We start from the raw sequence: 17148 nt of genomic DNA on the forward strand, positions 1-17148 counted from the left end.
TGGGATGCCTTGCGAGCTCCGCTGCGGCGGAGATGCAGAACATGCCGCCGACCAGGGAAATCATGTGCCGAAAGTCAAAGACGACGCCATCTTGCTCGAGGGGAAAACCGTCGAAGCACTCAAGGGCGGCCACTTCCGCATTGAGCTCGACAACGGGCACGAGGTGTTGGGGCACCTGAGCGGCAAGATGCGCAAGCACCACATCCGGATCCTGCCCGGCGACCGGGTGCAGGTAGAAGTCTCGGCCTACGACCTCAGCCGCGGCCGTATCACCTACCGCTACAAGTAGATCACGACGATCCCGAGCGGTTCTGCGGGGGGCGGTTGCCCGGCGCAGGGCCATCTGCGCGCTCTACGCTCCGCGAGGAAGCCAGATTGCACGAGCGAGGGAATCGACATGAGCACAACAGCGCAGCCGTCGAACGGCACGGTGAGCTACAGCGTGGAGCGGGACCGCGCGGGGGACGTGGCGACGGTCACGCTTAACCGACCCGAGACGCTGAATTCCATGAACGACGAGTTCATGAACGACATCACTGAGGCATTCGGGATGGTGGCGGCCGACGAGTCGGTGCGAGCGGTCGTGCTCACAGGAGCGGGACGCGGTTTCTGCTCCGGCGCAGATCTGCGAAATGCTGCCGCCGACGGTGCCGAAGGCGTCGATGCTGACGCAGCGGGGGAGGCGACCACCGACTCGATGGACAATGCATTCCATCCGGCGATCCAGGCGGTGGCCGAGTGCCCCGTGCCGACCGTCGCCCGCATCAACGGCGTGGCCGCGGGAGGCGGCATCGGCCTGTCGATGTCGTGCGACGTGGCCATCGCTGCCCGGTCGGCATTCTTCGTAGCGACATTCGGGCCTCGGCTCGGGATCGTGCCCGACCTCGGTACCACGTGGCAGCTGCCCATGCGCGTCGGCAGGGCCAGAGCGTTGGGCATGTCGCTGCTGGGTGAGCGCGTCAGCGCCGATCAAGCCGCCGAGTGGGGCTTGGTGTGGAAGACGGTCGACGACGACGAGCTCGATGCTGCGGTGGCCGAGGCAATCGATGTGCTCCGGCGGAGTTCGCCGGCCGCGATGGCACGTATCCGCTCCGCCGTCGACGGCGCCATGCAGCGAGACCTCGCCGACCAGCTTGACGTCGAAATGGGGCACCAAGCCGTGCTCATTCCTCGCAACATGTCCCACGGTGCAGAGGCGTTCCTGGCCAAGACCGACCCGTCATTCCCGGGCGAGCGCTACTGACCCGAACGTGCGGTGCCGACGGCTGCGCCGAGTTTGTTCGCGTACAGCCCCGGCGACGGCTTCGCTATAGCTGGCCTGCCGCATGATGTCGCCATTCGCGCTGATTGTGTGCGTTTGCGCTGACGGAGTGTGTCTGCGCTAATTGTGTGCGGCAGCGCTGAGTTTGTTGTTGCGCAGCGTCAGCGGCTGCGCGGTGCTGGCAGAATGGCGCGATGACCGACACCCTCGAAGCCCCCGCTGCCCAAGGCACCGCTGATCCCGCTGCTGCGCGGGTCGACGCTGTCATCGATGAGCTGCTCGCCTCCCATGATCCGAAGCAGTTGAGCTACGTCGAGTTCCGCGGCGCGCAGTTCGATGCCGGGCTGGCCTGGGTGCACTTCGACGAGGGCCACGGCGGGCTGGGCGTGAGCCCCAAGCTGCAGCGACGGGTGGAAGAACGGCTGCGGGCGGCTGGTGCGCGGCCCCAGAAGCCCGTCACGTTCTTCATGCACCTCGCCGGGCCGACCATCCACACCCACGGCAGCGAAGACGTCAAGCGGCGCTTCCTGCGGCCGATGTTTACCGGCGAAGAGCTGTGGTGTCAGCTCTTCAGCGAGCCCGGAGCGGGCAGCGATTTCGCCGGTCTGGCGACCAAGGCAGTGGCCGACGGGGAAGAGTGGGTGGTGAACGGCCAGAAGGTCTGGAACACCCTGGCGCACCTCGGCGACTTCGGCATGCTCGTCACCCGCACCAATCCCGAGGTGCCCAAGCACCGGGGGCTCACCTACTTCGCGCTCGACATGAAAGCGCCCGGCGTGGAGGTGCGTCCGCTGCGCCAGATCACCGGCGAGGCCGAGTTCAACGAGGTCTACATGACCGACGTACGCGTGCCCGACGCAAACCGCGTCGGCGACGTGGGCGATGGCTGGCGGGTGTCGCTGACCACGTTGATGAACGAGCGCAACGCCATCGGCGCCGGGGGAGCCGGCCCGCCCAAGCGGGGCTCCGGGCCGATCTCTGTGCTCGTGAAGCTGTGGAAACAGCGTGAAGAAGCCGATCGCGACGATGTCACCAAGGATCGACTGACCAAGCTGTGGACCCGAGCTGAAGTGCTGCGCCTTACCAACATGCGAGCCGGCGAGAACCGGCGCAAGGGCAACCCGGGACCCGAGATGTCGATCGCCAAGCTGGCCTTCGCCGAGCTCAACCAGGCCCTCATGACCTGTGCGGTCGACATGATGGGCGCCGACGGGCTGGTCGGGTACGACTACACGTTCCGCCGTCCGGGAGACCTGTCGGTGGACGGATCCGACGGCGGCGTGCAGCACGGCTTCCTGCGAGTGCGCGCCAACTCCATCGAGGGCGGCACCTCAGAGATCATGCGGAACATCCTGGGCGAGCAGGTCCTCGGCCTTCCTGGCGAGCCCCGCATCGACAAAGACGTCCCCTGGGTCGAGGTGCCTCGCAACTGAGACACCCCGACCCATCGGGTCACAGGGTCAGCTCTTGGCCTCGGTCAGCATGTCCTGCACGATCAGGCCGAGGTCGCCCATCTGCGGGATCAGCTCCAGCCGCTCGTACACCTCCGGCGGCGGGTAGATGCCCGGATCCTCGAGGATCTCGTCGAGGATGTACGGCGTTGCGGCCTCGTTCGGGCTGCCGTAGTAGGTGTAGTTGGTCAGCGCGGCGCCATTCTCTGCGTCGAGCAGGAAATTGATCATGGCGTGGGCCGAGCACACGTTGTCGGCATTGTGCGGGATAGCCATGGTGTCCACCCAGCGCACGCCGCCCTCGGCGGGGATCGTGTACACGTGGGTCTCGTACGCGTCGGTCTCGAAGAACGCCTGAGCGAAGCCCCCGCTCCAGCCGTGCGCTACGTCCACCTCGCCGTTGACCAGGTCGTCGCCGAAGGTCACCGAGTCGTACTTGAGCAGCCGATCGTTGGTGTCCCGCAGCAGGGCACCGGCTTCGCGGATCGCCTCCTCGTTGCCCGACTCGATGGTCTCGGTGATGCTGTAGCCCAGATACTTCAGCGCAGCCGAAACGGTCTCAGGAGCGTCATCGAGCAGCGAGATGCCGCCCGGCACCAGCGCCGCGGTCTCGGGATCGAAGATGACCGCCCACGATGACTCGCCTCCGAGCGCATCGAGCACGTCGTAGGTCATGCCGATGCCGGTCGTGCCCCACTGGTACGCCACGTGAAAGCGGTGGTCAGGATCGAAGGGCGGGTTGGCCCACGCGTCGTCGATGTTCGCCGCATTGGGCAGAGCGTCGAAGTCCAGCGGCGCCAGCAGGTCCTCAGAGATCATCAGCGCCACCATGTAGTCGGACGGCACGACCAGGTCGTAGATGGCCGCACCTGATTCGACCTGGGTGAGCATCTGCTCGTTCGATTCGTACACCGAGTAGTCGACGTTGATGCCGGTCTCCTCCTCGAAGGCGGCCAGCAGTTCCTCGTCGATGTAGTCGGCCCAGTTGTAGAACGCCAGGTCGCCGTCGGTCTCGCCGGGCTCGCAGCCGTCGCCGGCTTCGGCAGCTTCGGCGGTGTCGCTTGCCGCGGCGGTGTCGTCTGCCTCCGTGGTCGCGGCGTCGCTCGCATCGCTTGCTGCCGCAGTGGTGGCTGGAGCAGCGTCGCTGTCCTCATCGGAGTCTCCGCACGATGCCACCAGCAGCACGGCTGCGAGCGCAAGCGCCAGCCGCCGGCTGCGTCGCAGTCGGCGGATGGTTCTGGATGGGTTGGGCATTGTTCCTCCCTTGTTGACGCTCCGGCGGAACGTCGCTGTAGATGTTCGAATCATTGGTTGGATTCCGATATCGGGCTTCGTGTGGTTGTTCGTGGGCGTCCCAACGCCGTCGGGGTCACGGTGTGCTGGCGCGGGGTCGCTGCAGCGCAAGCGAGGCCACGACCAGGGTGATCGAGGCCGCCAGCATGAGCGTCGAGATTGCGTTGAGCTCGGGTGTCACCCCTTGGCGGATCGAGCTGAACACGTACACCGGCAGCGTCGTCGCCCCCGGCCCTGCCGTGAACGCCGATATGACGACATCGTCGAGCGACAGCGTCAGCGCCAGCAGGGCGCCCGCGGCGATGCCCGGCGCTATCAGCGGCAGCGTCACCCTCCTGAACGTACGCCACGGCGTGGCATACAGATCGCGAGCGGCCTCTTCGAGCGTGCGGTCGAATTGATCCAGCCGGGCGCGCACGACCACGGCGACGAACGAGATGTTGAACGCGATGTGGCTGAGGGCGACCGTCGTGACGCCCAGGGTGAGCCTCGGGCCGATGATGTCGATGAGCTTGAACGCCTCGGCGAAGAACACCAGCAGCATGACGGCCATCGTGATATCGGGAATGACGATGGGCAGGTACACCGTGCCGTCGAGCGCCCGTCGGCCCTTGAAGCGGTAGCGGTCGAGTGCCAGCGCCACGGCGGTACCCAGCACCACCGAGACGATGGTGGAGCTGATCGCGACAATGAGCGATACCCGCAACGCACTGATGATCTGCGTGTTGCCCAGCGCCTCGCCATACCAGCGGGCCGACAGGCCCTGCCAGACATTGACCCGCTCGGAGTCGTTGAACGAGAAGATCACCAGGACGATGATCGGCACGTACAGGAATGCGAACACGAACCAGGCATTGGCCTTCAGCAGGTGTCTCGTCGAGCGCCGTGCGCCGGCGGTGCCCAGGTTGCTCATGACCTTCGGCTCCTCATGGTGCGCCCGCCGCCGTGCGCTCGGCATCGGCGGAATTGCGCTGGTTGACAGCAACCGCCACGAGCATGGCCACGATGATCAGCACGCTCAGCGCGGCGCCCAGGGGCCAGTTTCGGGCTGCTTGGAACTGGCGTGCCACATAGGAGCCGATGAGCAGCGTCTTTGCGCCGCCCAGGATCTCGGGCACCACATAGGAGCCGAAGCTGGGCACGAACACCAGCACACAGCCCGCCACGATGCCCGAGCGGGTGAGCGGCACCGTCACCCGCCAGAACGCCTTCGCGCCGCTCGCATAGAGGTCGCGGGCGGCCTCCACCAGGCGCCAGTCCATGCGCTCGAGCGCCACGTACAGCGGCAGCACCATGAAGGTCAAGAATCCGTACACCATGCCCAGCACCACGGCGGTGGGCGTGAACAGGATCCGGAAGGTGCCAAAGCCCATGGCTTCGCTGAGCGCGGAGGCGGGGCCGTTCGAGCCGAGCAAGAAGCGGATGGCGAAGATGCGCACCAGCCCGTTGGTCCAGAACGGGATCATCACCAGCACGAGCAGCCGTGCCCGCAGCCGGGGAGGGCGAGTGGCCAGGTAGTAGGCGAACGGGTAGGCAACTGCCAAGCACAGCACCGTCGTGAGGAAGGCGAGCCACGCCGACCGGGCGATGATGCCCACGATGACGTCGTCGGCGATGCGCTCGTAGGAGTTGAGGTTCCAGCCGCTCAGCGACGTGCGGCCCGTGGAGGTGCGTGTGGCGAATGAGTACACCGTGATGAGGCCCAGCGGCGCCATGAAGAAGATCAGCAGGTACAGCGCCCCGGGCGCGGCGATAAGCGTGCCCGTGCGCCGCTTCCTGCGCTGCTCGGCGATCTCGGCCGGTGTCTTGGCCGCTGGCGCATTGGGCCCGGCCGGTGTCATGGACGCTGGCGTATTGGACCCGGCCGGCGTCTTGGACGCTGGCGCATTGGATTCAGCGGCCGTCGGCTGCGCCACTGCAGGCTTGGCACGGCGCACCGTGGGCATCAGTCGGCCACCACCGTCGTGGATGCAGGGGACCAGGTGACGGCGACCGGCTCGCCGGCAGCGAGTGCGGCTGAGCCGGTCTCAGTGCGGACAGTGATGGTGGTTCCGTGGCTGCCCGCATCTGATCCGTAGGCGCCTGGCGCGGAGTCGACCGCCACGGTGTACACGAAAGCGTGCCCGAGATAGGTGGCGTCGGTGATGACGCCGCTGAGGCACGGGGCGCCCTCGGGCGCCTCGCCGGGAGAATGCAGCCGCACCTGCTCGGGTCGAACGCTCAAGGCGGCAGGGGAGCCTGGCGGCAGTTCGTTCGCGGCCGCCACCACCTCGCCGGCATTCAGGCGCACCGCTGTGGCATCCTCGGTGACGCCTTCGAGCAAGTTGGTCCGTCCGATGAAATCGGCCACGAAGCGGCTGGCGGGATGCTCGTACACGTCAGCGGGCGTGCCGACCTGCAGCAAGCGGCCTTCGGACATGACGCCCACCCGGTCGCTCATGGCCAAGGCTTCCTCCTGATCGTGGGTCACGAACACGAACGTGATGCCGACCTCGCGCTGGAGGGCCTTCAGCTCCACCTGCATCTCCTGGCGCAGCTTGAGGTCCAGAGCGCCCAAGGGCTCATCGAGCAGCAGCACTTTGGGGTGGTTCACGAGGGCCCGTGCGAGCGCTACGCGCTGTTGCTGCCCGCCCGAGAGCTGCGACGGCCGGCGGTGCTCCATGCCTTCGAGCTGCACGAGGGCAGTGGCTTCCGCGACCTGGCGGTCGGCCTCGGGACCGCGGATGCCGCGCATCGCCAGTCCGAACGCGATGTTCTGCGCCACCGTCATATGCGGGAACAGGGCGTAGGCCTGGAATACGGTGTTGACCGGGCGGCGGTCTGGGGGCCACGAGGCGACTTCTTCGCCGAAGATGGCCAGGCGCCCTTCGCTGGGAATGTCGAGGCCGGCGATCATCCGCAGCGTGGTGGTCTTGCCGCATCCCGACGGGCCCAGCAGCGCGAAGAACTCGCCGTCGCCGATCTGCAGGTCGACGCCGTCCACGGCAACCACATCACCGAATCGCTTGGAGATGCCGTGCATCTCCACGGCAGGGGTCCCTGGTGCGGGCTCGGGCCGGCCAGCAGGGCTGCTCATCGGCGACCTCGTGGGCGGCGGTCGTCGTTCATGTCGGTGCCCGTCGGCCGAAATCACCGTCTTGGTGCGGCCCGCTGGGCCGATTGGCGCTCACGTGAGCCCCACCGGGTCGGGCGGCGCCCCGGCCCGCACGGCCTGGGTGCAGATGAAGTCGTGCGCGATGGTGGCCGCGGCGAGTGCTGTGATCTCAGACACGTCGTAGGCAGGCGCAACCTCGACTACGTCCATGCCGACGATGTCGAACGCAGCGAGACCGCGCACGATCTCGAGCGCCTGTGCCGTGGTCAGCCCGCCCGCCACGGGGGTGCCGGTGCCCGGTGCAAACGCAGGATCGAGGCAGTCGATGTCGAAGGTGAGGTAGGCGTGACGGTCGCCGACTCGCTCCCGCACTACCTCCAGCGCGGCTGACGGACCGTTGCGATGCACCCACGGGGCGCCCAGCACCGTGAAGCCGCAGTCGTCGTTGTGGGTGCGGATGCCGATCTGCACCGAGGCCTCAGGGTCGATGATGCCCTCGCGCAGCGCCCGCAGGAACATCGAGCCGTGATCGAGCCGCCCTTCGTCGTCGGGCCACGTGTCGGGATGCGCGTCGAAGTGGATGAGCGCGAGCGGGCCGTGCTTGGCGGCATGGGCTCGCAGGAGCGGGTAGGTGACGAAGTGGTCGCCGCCGAAGGTCACCATCTGCGCGTCATGGGCGAGGATCTGTGCTGCGTGGCTCTCGATGCGCTCGACTGCCTCGGCGGGATGGCCGTAGTCGATGAAGCAGTCGCCGTAGTCGACGACGGCGAGATGGTCGAAGGGGTCGAAACCGAAGGGGTAGGCGTCGAGTTCGGCGAGCCCCGTCGACGCCGCCCGGATGGCACGCGGCCCGAGCCGGGCGCCGGGCCGGTTGGAAGTGGCCATGTCGAAGGGGATGCCGGACACGACGATGTCGGCATCGGCGATGTCGCGGGTGTAGCGGCGCCGCAGGAACGACAGCGCACCGCCGTAGGTCATCTCCGGCTTGCGGCCGTGCAGGTCGCCCGAGCGGAATGCCTGGTCGCCTAGCGATTCTGCGTCGGCGTTGGCGTCGGCGCCGGAGATCAGGCCCCCTCCGCCCGCCGCGGGCTCGACGCTGTCGCTCATGCGTCGCTCGCGGCCACGGCTTCGCCTTGCGGTGCAGCCTCCAGATCAGGGTTGCGCCACACGATCAGTGCCGCCCAGCTGTCAGTCGCAGGGTCGGTGATGTAGTTCGGCAGGCCGCACACGGCCTCGAACCCGTTCTCGATCTGGAAGCTGAGCGTCCGGTCGTACAGCCGGCCTTCCCGTACCTGCGCGATGTACTCATCGGCTGTCATGTCGGCCTTGTGGTCGGCATAGCCGGGAATGACGCCGCCCGCCACGATGCCGACGAGCCCGAGATCGACGCAGACCTGCTTGCGCAGCTCGTACAGCTCGGCGCCGATGCCGCGGCGGCGGTGGGAGAGCCGGGTGGCGATGCTGGTGCCGTAGTACCAGCGGCCGTCGGGGACATGACCGCTGCCGCTGTGATCTTCAGGGACGTAGTCGGCGATGGTGTGAATCGGGTTGGCCATGTCGAAGTCGCAGCGGATGCCCACCCCCATCGCCACCAGCTCGTCGCCGTCGAATCCGGCGAAGCAGCCCTCCGGGAAATCGTGCGCAAGCTGCTCGAACTCCGTGGCGTCGTACAGGTCGTCCGGGTCGGCCGTCGGGTGGGAGGCGAGCTCCAGCGACTCGAGTTCGCCGGCCCACTCCGGCACGATCACGGCGTAGCGCAGGCCCGAGCGTCCGCCGACCATCATGGTTTCGATCTCACGCATCGCAGACCCCCCAAGGCGCCCTCGGGCGCCTCGCTGCCGCGCGTGACATTACTGCGGGGACCGTGCCCCAGCGGTCTGCGGACACGGTGAGCCTGAGCGGCGATGACCGAACTCGGAGGACGGCTCGGCTCTGTGCGATGCGTCACGGTGCGCCGGATCGCCGGGCTAGGTTCCGCGTCGTGGCGGCGAGCGCAGATTCTGACCCGTGGTCGCTCGAGACGGCGTCGACGACGCCGCTGTGGATCGATCGGCTGGATCCGCCGGTCGCGCGCAGGCCCGGCCTCGACGGCGATCTGGACGTCGATGTTGCGATTGTGGGCGGCGGCTTCAGCGGACTGTGGACTGCGTACTACCTGCAGCGCCTCGAGCCTGCGTTGCGTGTGGCAGTGCTGGAACGGCACCACTGCGGATTCGGGGCCTCGGGGCGCAACGGCGGCTGGGCGGTGGGCGAACTGGCGGGTTCGGTTGCCGATTACGCCCGGCGTTCGAGCCCGAGTGAGTCGCTGCATCTGCTGCGGGCGGTGTTCGACGCTGTCGACGAGATCGACCGGGTGGCCGCAGCGGAGCAGATCGACTGCGATTACGCCAAAGGCGGCACCATCAGGGTCGCCCGCACTGCTCCCCAAGCCGAGCGCCAGGCGGCCGAGATTGCCGAGGCCCGCAGCTTTGGGCTCACCGAATGCGAGATCCGCCTGCTCGGCCCCGACGAGGCACGTGAGCAGCTCAACGCCACCGATGTCCGCAGCGGCATTCTGTTCGGCCCCTCCGCCGTCGTGGATCCCGCCAAGCTGGCCCTCGGGCTGGCCTGTGCCGCCGAGGCGTCGGGGGTGGAGATCTACGAGCAGACCCGAGCGATCGGCATCGGCGACGGCGCGGTGCAGGTTGCTGCTGAGGGGGCTCGCGGTTCGCCGGCGGGCTGGGGCCGCTGCGAGGTGCGGGCACCGGTGATCGTCCGCGCCACTGAGGCCTACACCCGCGATCTCCGTGGGCAGCGGCGTGACATCCTGCCGGTGTACTCGCGGATGATCGCCACCGAGCCGCTGCCAGACGAGATCTTCGATGACATCGGCCTCGCAAACCGCCCCAGCTTCGCCGACGACCGCCGCATGGTCACCTACGGCCAGCGCACCGCCGACAACCGGATCGCGTTCGGCGCAACAGGCGTGCCGTACAGCTTCGGTTCGCGGATCGTCCCCAACGCGGAGACCCACTCGGGCATGCATCATCGAATCTGGCGGGTGCTCGCCGAGATGCTGCCGCAGGTGGACGACGCACGCATCACCCACCGCTGGGGCGGCGTACTGGGCATTCCCCGCAACTGGCTGCCCGGCGTCCGCTTCGACCCTCGCACCGGTGAAGGCGTGCTGGGCGGCTACGTGGGCGAGGGCGTCGCAGCGTCCAACCTCGCCGGTCGCACGATGGCCGAGCTGATTGCCGAGCGCGACACCGAGCGCACCAGCCTGCCCTGGGTGGGGGTGAGTTCCCGTCGCTGGGAGCCCGAACCGCTGCGCTGGCTGGGTGTTCGTGCCAGCCGGGCGCTGCTCGATATGGCCGACCACCGGGAGCTGCGGTCGGACCGCCCCGACCGCCTGCTGTCAGGAATCGCCAAGCTGCTGCGCGGCGGCCACTGATGTCGACTTGAGCATCAGGCCGCACAGCCCAGTTCTCTGAACAGGATCGTGCTGCAGCGTCGCCGAACGAATCCCCGAGATTCGCCCAGCAGTCGTACTCGGGCGCATGTGCGCCAGCGCATCAGCCCGCTCTGTGACGGGACCGATGGCCGCCGGAGTGCCCTTGGTTGAGGATGCAGTAGGCGTTCGACTGCGGCATCCACTGCCGGCACAGCGGCGCAGCGCCGGAGTCTGTCTCATCGAGAATCGCTCCCTCATCCAGCACGGTTGCGAGCGGCACGAGATCGGTGAGCCGGTAGGTGCCGGCGCGCGGCCTGTCGAGGTAACCAGTCTTGCGAAGCCTGCTGAGGGATTCCTGGGCGTGATCGCCGCTCAAGCCGGCCCGCTGCGCGACGACCTGCGGCGAAGCCCCGCCATCGATCGACGCCACTGCCACAAGCACCCGTTGATCGGTTCTCGACAGGTCATGCCATGCAGGCAGCGCGACTTTCTTCCTCACGTCTTTATCGGCTGCCTGCACGGCGGTGCGTGCAGCCACGGCGTCGATGGACTTCTCGGGAGCTCCGGCGATCCTCCACGCGAAATCGCCGATGACTTGCAGCTTGTACGGAGACGCCCCGACAGCCTTGGCGGCCAACTCCAATGCCTCGTCGGTGATCGTGCCTCCCGCGTCTCTGATCGGGCTCGCAAGGCCGATCATGGCGTCGGATGCATCGAGCGGCGGCATCTCATAATGCTCGCACCTGTGGAAGAACGTCATCTTGCGGTCCTGCAACAAGGTGGTCTTCATCTCCAGCAGTCCTGCCCCCACGAACGCCAGCGGCATGTTCCCGCGCTTGGTGATGTGCTGGATGTCGTTGGACAGCCTTCGGCCTTCGGTCCTGTCGATGCCGTGCATCTCGTCGACCGTCAGCAGTACTGACGTGTCGCTACGCCGCGCTGCCTGGGCGAGGAATGTGAGGTATTCCCGCAGGCCCATGTGAGTCAGTCGGTCATCGTGCTCTGTGACGGAGATCTGCCCCGCCAGCGGGCCGAGCCTGATGCCGACGCTCCTTTCCGCCGAACGAGTTCTGGCGGGATTCGCCATCCCGAGGGCTTCATAGGTGCGGTCTGCGTTGCGAACTGTCTGCACGATGCGATCGAGCAAGCCGGGAGTTCCTGCGTCGAGGGAGAGCACCACCCATCCGTCAGCGGCGGCTCTGTCCTCGATCTCGCTCAACAGCACCGTCTTGCCCGATCCGCGCACACCCATGAGGACACTGGTGTAACGGGCGTCGTGCGGCCCAGTTGCGAGACCGCCGCCGAGGTCGGCGAGCAGGTCGTCTCGTCCCACCAGCGACTGTGGCGCCCGCCCGAAGTTGGGCGAGAATGGGCTAGTGCTCGGAAGTCCCAGTGCGGATCGCCCCGTCATGTCGCAACAGTATCTGCATGATCTCTCGGAGTCGCGCAGAAGTTCTCGGAATTGCACACAGATTCTCGGATCTGCACACAAGGCCTCGGTCGGGCAGGCCTACGGCGACGCTGGAGCAGTCGTGGCGATTCCGACGTCGCCCAGCAGTCTCGGTGCCGTGCGCGCCGTGCTGCGGCGCTGACAGCGAACGGGCGGTGCCTCAGTCGCAGTCGAGGCGGTAGGCGCCTTGGTGGGGCACCATGATGCCTGCGGTGGGCCCGCCGAAGTGGGTGCCGATCACGAGCGTCTCGCCGTCAGCCCAGTCGCCGAATGCCTCGTGACGTGTTCGTCGAGCTTCGTCTGGGTCGGTGTCGAACATCGAGCTGAGATCGGGGTCTGCGAGCTGCATCGGGACGTGCGCCATGTCGCCGGTGATGATCCCCCGCTTGCCGCCGCTGGAGATCACGACTGACAGATGTCCCGGCGTATGGCCGGGCGTCGACTGGAACGACACCTCTGAGCAGATGCTGTCGGTGGCTTCCACCATGTTGGCCCGGTCGGCTGCGGCGATCGGCGCGACCGAATCGTCGAACACGGCGTCGTTGAACAGGTCGTCGTGACTGGCCCAATAGTCGTACTCGGGGGCGCAGAACAGGTACTGCGCGTTGGGGAACGTCGGCACCCAGTCGCCGTCGGGACCCAGACAGGTGTTCCAGCCGACATGATCCACATGGAGGTGCGTGCACACGACGTGGGTGATGCTCTCGGGCGGGAAGCCCGCAGCGGTCATGTCATCGAGGAACGGGCCTTGCTGTTCATGCCACAGCGGGTTGGAGCGCTGCTTGTCGTTGCCGACGCAAGTATCGACGGCGATGCGGTGCTCGCCTGCGGAGATCACGCAGGTGTGGATGCGCTGGAGCAGGTAGCCGTCATCGCTGACGAAATGCGGGCGAAGCCACGGCGCCGCTTCGGCCCGGGCCAGCACGCCGCCCTTGGTGACCCCGTCGAAGAGGAACCGTGGAGACGTGGGCGTGGCCGACTCCGAGATCGACGTGATGTTGACGTCGCCGATCTGCCAGCGCTGCGGCTCGGGGCGTTCGGCGTCGCCGGCGTTCTGCTCGGTGCCCGCGTCAGCGTTTGATGCGCCGGCGCCGCTCACGGCTGGCGTCCGACGTAGCCCAAGTAGCGCTGTGCCGCAGTTGCGCCCTCGGGCACCGGCACCTCGTCGGAGATGAGCTTCCACTTGCGAGGTATGTCGCCGAGCGACTTGACCCGGGCGAGGCTGCTCTCGCACAAGTCCTCCGGCAGCTCAACTGCAATGCCCGCAGACTGGCTGAGATCCCACGAGTGGGTGAGCGGGTCCCACTGCACCATGCCCACGAAGTCCTCAAAGCTCATGGGGCCGAACCAGTACTGGCCTTCGGCGGCCAAGTCGGCGCCGTCGAGCGCTTCGGCGATCCCGTCCCGGGTCTCAATCCACCGGGCGGCGGGATCATCAGTCTCGCCGGCCATCTGGGCATGTTGATCTCGCCGGTGCGGGCGATGTCAGCAAGGGCGTCGAGCACGCCGCACTGGTGGCGCACCAGCTCCGTCGCATCCCACGCCTCGCACGGTGTCGTATTGCCCCAGGCATCGGCGGGCACGTCGGCCACGACCGAGTCGAACAAGGCGACTGCTCGCTTGAAGTCTTCGATGGTGTTGCTCATGGTGAATGGGTCCTCTCTGGTTCGACCGCGTGTTGCACAGGTAGTGCAGCCGGCTGTTGAACGGCTCTGCGGCACGGCATCGCCGCAGATCACCGCGGCGATGCTACGCCGTGCTCACTGTTCACTGCTGCGGGTGCAACCGGTGTCCACAGGCAAGCGCAACCCCGACGCGGACCCTTCCCGTCTGGTCCGCGTTGGCCTCTATTTCAGTTGGCGTGTGTAATCGAGCCACCAACAGTTGGGGGGACTGCGACGGAGTTGTGCCCCGGAGTCGTGGACCTGTCCGTGGCAGCGCCCGCACAGCAGGACGAGATTGTCGATGTCAGTGCGGCCACGCGCCGGCCGTTGCCACAGAATGACGTGATGGGCCTCGCACCACTGTGGGCCGGCGTCGCACAGCACGCATCTCCGGTCGCGGGCGACCAGTGCGCGCCATTGGGCGTCGGTGACCGTGCGCACCCGGCGACCGTGCCACAGCGGTTGCCCTGGGCCATCGAAGACGACGCCGTAGATGTCGGCGTGGCAGGCCAGCCGTTCGAATACTCGGCGGGGAAGCGGGCCGCTGTCGGAAATCTCAATGGCAGCGTTGTCGTCTCCGATGGCTGCCCGCAGATCTGCGATCACAAGGACCTGGTTGCGCCGTCGCAGCCCTTCGCACGAGAGGCCCGGCGATTGATCAACCGGCTGGCCGGCGACGGCACGAGGCGGGGCGCACTGCAAATGTGCGCTCGGCAACGTCGGGGCGTTCGGTACTGCACCGTTCGGCAGATTGCACTGGTGAGCGGGCGCCAGAGCGGGCAAGTCGCCGGGGCGAGGACCTTTCCAGTCTGCATCGAGCCGATCCCACAGCCGGTGAGGGTCTTCGTCGTACCAGCGTTGGGCCGCGCGGTGCGCATCGGTGCCGAGCAGCGCCTCGAGCGCGTCCACCCGGCACTGACCGAAGCTGCGCGGCTCGGGCGCACCAGGACGCCGATCCGCGCGGTCTGCCTCGAAGAAGTGCTGTGCGGCATCGTCGATCACTGAGCGCAGCGCGGCACCGCCGACATCGTCCAACAGCACAGTGGCCCGCAGCAGCCCTTCGTCGGTACGTCCGAAGCTCATCGTGCGTAGGCGGCGCTGGCGCTCGTAGCGCTCATCGGGTGTGAGACCCTCGCCTTGCTCCCGTGCCCATTCGCCGACAACTCGTCGGGTGCGCTCAGGGCTGGATGACGAGGCCACGGCCAGGAGCTGCGCTGCGCTGTCCGCCGAAGCCGGGTCGGCCATCTCAGCAGCAGTGACCAGCGCGTCGGCGTGCTCGGCAGTGATCTCGCCCGCGGCCAGCGCGGCCCCCGTGCGCGGCATCTGGCTCAGCATCCGGCCACGGCGCATCGTCCGTTTTGCGGCGGGAACCGAGCGGCCCAGGCTGCGCAGCAGGTGTTCGGTGTTGATGCAGTGGCTGCCGAGACGTTCCGCTTCGTGGATCAGCATCGCCTCGACTGCGTCGACCGCTGAACGCAGTTTCGAGACAGCAGCCAAGCCTGCAGTGATTTCGTCCGCAGAGCCGCCTTCGACGGACGATGCGCCGAGCATCGATGATGCCGTGTCGAGAGCCGAGATGAGGGAAGGGGACGGTGCCGGCGGCAGGGGCGGCGTGGACGTCGGTATGGAGGCATTAGCCCTGATTATTCATGAGAATGCCGCGAGTCGTCTTTTGGGCGTGAGGGTTGGCCTGTTTTGTCGTTTCGGGGTTGTTGGGGTGCGAACTCGGGTTCTGCGGGGCAGCTTTTGGCCTCGGTTTGGGCGCGGGATGCTGCGGGGCGTGGGTGCGGACGCGGCGGGGCCGGCCCGCGGGGTGCGGGCGCTGCGCTGTGGGGGCCAGCGGGGGTGTGCGATGGCGAGCAGCGCTTTGGCGCCGGGGTGCTGTTGGGGCAGCCGCAATAGGACGCGTCGGGCGGTGTGGCACACGAGCGCTGGGAGGTGCCACAGTTGCCAGCGGAGCCGTTTGGGGGCTGCTCGTCGCAGCGCTGCGGTGAGGCAGCAGGTCTGGAACCAGCCCACGAGCGCGAGGCCGGTCATGGCCAGGGCGGCCCATGCGCTGTTCGCGTGCCAGTCGGTGAACGGCATGCGCGCGAGGCCGCTGTGGTTGAGGCGACACACGGCGTTCTCGACGTCGGCGTGTGAGCGCATCAGCTTGTCGAGATGGGCGGCGTCGCCGGTCTGGTCGGTGAGGAATCCCCAGTATCGGAAGTTGTCGCTGGGGAACAGGCTGCGCTGCGCGCCTGGATGCAATGGCTCGCGGCGCACTGTCAGCCGGGTCCCCTCGGGCCAGCCCGTCAGGTCGACGAGGTCGGTGAGGTCCGCGACCTGAGAGCCGCGCCGCAGGTGCCGGCGTGCCCGCTTGGGGACGTTGTGCCAGCGATCCGGGTCGCCCAAAGCGCCGCGGATGGCTGCTGCGATGCCCCGATTCGACCGTGCTGACACAGCGAAGCCGATGTTGCGGTCACGCAGCTTCGCGGCGAGGGTCGCCGAGCATCCCGCAGCGTCGATGCGCACCACCAACCGACGATCCGCAAGGCTCTTGTCGTCGCCGTCGCGGTGCCCGGCCGCGTCGGGCTCGGGCAGCGTCCCCACAGCGGCGTCGATCACTTCGAGATGATCGGCGATGTCGTTCGCTGCGGCGTTGCCGGGACGCAGCTTGACCCACAGCGGCTCCCCGTCCGCGACCGAGCAGATCATCGGGTGGAACCCGTAGCCGCCCTTGAAATGCGGCGCTGCGCCCTCCTTGTTTTCCGAGTGGATCTCCACCAGCGTCGAGTCGACGTCGAGGATCAGCGGGCGACCGCGATCACGGTCGGCCCACAACTGGGGCCGCACCGCCGCTGCCGCGCCCATCAGCGCCGCGGCGCCGCCGGGGCCCAGACCGGTGAGCGTGCGATACAGCGTCGAGTCCGACGCCACCTCGCCGAACAGCTCACGCTGAGCACGCAGATACTCGATGTCGGTGCACGCCTCACCGCCGCCGGCCAGCACCAACAACGCATGGACCAACACCGCGCCACGGTCATGAACCGGGGCGCGCTCCCCGCGGGCAGGCACCGCCGCCGACAACGCTTCGGTCAGCCCGACACGGTCCGCGAACCGCCCCAGAGCGAACAGGCCCGCGCCCCACACGACCCGGTCCCCGCCGCCTGTCAACCGCGCGTTTGTGACACTGGTAGCTTTCACCTCGGAGATGCCCCCCTGAACTCGCCGATGCGTACTTTGAACGCATGCATCGTCGCAGGTCAGAGGGGCTTTTCCGCGGACCCCTACAAGCCAGTCAACCCGACTCGTGAATAATCAGGGCTAGCGGGGGTGAGCGCTTCTTGATCTGCACCACGGGGGGATGCCACCTGCAACATGAAACAAGTATACAAACATGCGTTCTCAAAAGCAAACATTCGCGCGTAGAACATTGTGCGAATCCTGGAGTTCGGCCTGCTGCGCGACGGCCGTGGCGGCCCTCAAATCGGGTTGCGCTCTAGTGTGCAGCGGGTCGCGA

General features: G+C 67.5%; 16 protein-coding genes. 4 read left to right on the forward strand and 12 right to left on the reverse strand.

The window, feature by feature from the left end; translation table 11 throughout:
• The first annotated feature begins 64 nt into the window (after positions 1–64).
• From infA to ACOGJB_RS01490, 3 genes are all read left to right on the forward strand, one after another.
• A complete protein-coding gene (infA, locus tag ACOGJB_RS01480) occupies positions 65–289 on the forward strand; it encodes a translation initiation factor IF-1 (protein WP_323672860.1) in 225 nt (74 codons plus the stop codon).
• Between the two features lie 108 nt (positions 290–397).
• Positions 398–1243: an enoyl-CoA hydratase/isomerase family protein gene (locus ACOGJB_RS01485; protein WP_419839069.1), complete on the forward strand. Its 846-nt coding sequence runs from the start codon at positions 398–400 to the stop codon at positions 1241–1243.
• Positions 1244–1455: 212 nt separating this feature from the next.
• Positions 1456–2694 carry an acyl-CoA dehydrogenase family protein gene (locus ACOGJB_RS01490; RefSeq protein WP_419839070.1) on the forward strand — a complete coding sequence of 413 codons (1239 nt, stop codon included), beginning with the start codon at positions 1456–1458 and terminating at the stop codon, positions 2692–2694.
• Between the two features lie 27 nt (positions 2695–2721).
• Here ACOGJB_RS01490 and ACOGJB_RS01495 read toward each other — a convergent pair whose 3' ends face one another.
• From ACOGJB_RS01495 to ACOGJB_RS01520, 6 genes are all read right to left on the reverse strand, one after another.
• Positions 2722–3966 carry an ABC transporter substrate-binding protein gene (locus ACOGJB_RS01495; protein WP_419839071.1) on the reverse strand — a complete coding sequence of 415 codons (1245 nt, stop codon included), beginning with the start codon at positions 3964–3966 and terminating at the stop codon, positions 2722–2724.
• A gap of 115 nt (positions 3967–4081) precedes the next feature.
• Positions 4082–4918 carry an ABC transporter permease gene (locus ACOGJB_RS01500; RefSeq protein ID WP_419839072.1) on the reverse strand — a complete coding sequence of 279 codons (837 nt, stop codon included), beginning with the start codon at positions 4916–4918 and terminating at the stop codon, positions 4082–4084.
• A gap of 13 nt (positions 4919–4931) precedes the next feature.
• Complete coding sequence (locus tag ACOGJB_RS01505) at positions 4932–5846, reverse strand: ABC transporter permease (protein WP_419839073.1); 915 nt, start codon at positions 5844–5846, stop codon at positions 4932–4934.
• A gap of 104 nt (positions 5847–5950) precedes the next feature.
• Positions 5951–7081: an ABC transporter ATP-binding protein gene (locus ACOGJB_RS01510; protein WP_419839074.1), complete on the reverse strand. Its 1131-nt coding sequence runs from the start codon at positions 7079–7081 to the stop codon at positions 5951–5953.
• Positions 7082–7171: 90 nt separating this feature from the next.
• A complete protein-coding gene (speB, locus tag ACOGJB_RS01515) occupies positions 7172–8206 on the reverse strand; it encodes an agmatinase (RefSeq protein ID WP_419839075.1) in 1035 nt (344 codons plus the stop codon).
• The gene (locus ACOGJB_RS01520) at positions 8203–8901 is read right to left on the reverse strand and encodes a GNAT family N-acetyltransferase (RefSeq protein ID WP_419839076.1); all 699 of its coding nucleotides are present in this window, start codon (positions 8899–8901) and stop codon (positions 8203–8205) included. Before ACOGJB_RS01520 ends, speB begins: the two co-directional genes overlap by 4 nt.
• 179 nt (positions 8902–9080) lie before the next feature.
• On the opposite strand from ACOGJB_RS01520, the gene ACOGJB_RS01525 reads away from it, so the two are divergent.
• Positions 9081–10532: an NAD(P)/FAD-dependent oxidoreductase gene (locus ACOGJB_RS01525; RefSeq protein WP_419839077.1), complete on the forward strand. Its 1452-nt coding sequence runs from the start codon at positions 9081–9083 to the stop codon at positions 10530–10532.
• 121 nt (positions 10533–10653) lie between these two features.
• Here ACOGJB_RS01525 and ACOGJB_RS01530 read toward each other — a convergent pair whose 3' ends face one another.
• The 6 genes from ACOGJB_RS01530 to ACOGJB_RS01555 all read right to left on the reverse strand — a co-directional run bounded on the left by ACOGJB_RS01530 (position 10654) and on the right by ACOGJB_RS01555 (position 16802).
• Entirely contained in the window at positions 10654–11943 is a 1290-nt protein-coding gene (locus tag ACOGJB_RS01530) for an ATP-binding protein (RefSeq protein ID WP_419839078.1), read from the reverse strand.
• Between the two features lie 199 nt (positions 11944–12142).
• Positions 12143–13081, reverse strand: coding sequence for an MBL fold metallo-hydrolase (locus tag ACOGJB_RS01535; RefSeq protein WP_419839079.1), 939 nt, complete (start codon positions 13079–13081; stop codon positions 12143–12145).
• Complete coding sequence (locus tag ACOGJB_RS01540) at positions 13078–13434, reverse strand: hypothetical protein (RefSeq protein ID WP_419840795.1); 357 nt, start codon at positions 13432–13434, stop codon at positions 13078–13080. The genes ACOGJB_RS01535 and ACOGJB_RS01540 overlap by 4 nt, the downstream gene beginning before the upstream one ends.
• Positions 13317–13628 carry a maleylpyruvate isomerase N-terminal domain-containing protein gene (locus ACOGJB_RS01545; RefSeq protein WP_419839080.1) on the reverse strand — a complete coding sequence of 104 codons (312 nt, stop codon included), beginning with the start codon at positions 13626–13628 and terminating at the stop codon, positions 13317–13319. The genes ACOGJB_RS01540 and ACOGJB_RS01545 overlap by 118 nt, the downstream gene beginning before the upstream one ends.
• Before the next feature lie 201 nt (positions 13629–13829).
• Positions 13830–15197: a DUF222 domain-containing protein gene (locus ACOGJB_RS01550; RefSeq protein ID WP_419839081.1), complete on the reverse strand. Its 1368-nt coding sequence runs from the start codon at positions 15195–15197 to the stop codon at positions 13830–13832.
• A gap of 96 nt (positions 15198–15293) precedes the next feature.
• Positions 15294–16802 carry an IS1380 family transposase gene (locus ACOGJB_RS01555; protein ID WP_419837046.1) on the reverse strand — a complete coding sequence of 503 codons (1509 nt, stop codon included), beginning with the start codon at positions 16800–16802 and terminating at the stop codon, positions 15294–15296.
• Positions 16803–17148 lie beyond the last annotated feature (346 nt).

Origin of the sequence: Candidatus Poriferisodalis sp. (genome assembly GCF_965208895.1) — a bacterium.
GTDB lineage: Bacteria > Actinomycetota > Acidimicrobiia > Acidimicrobiales > Poriferisodalaceae > Poriferisodalis.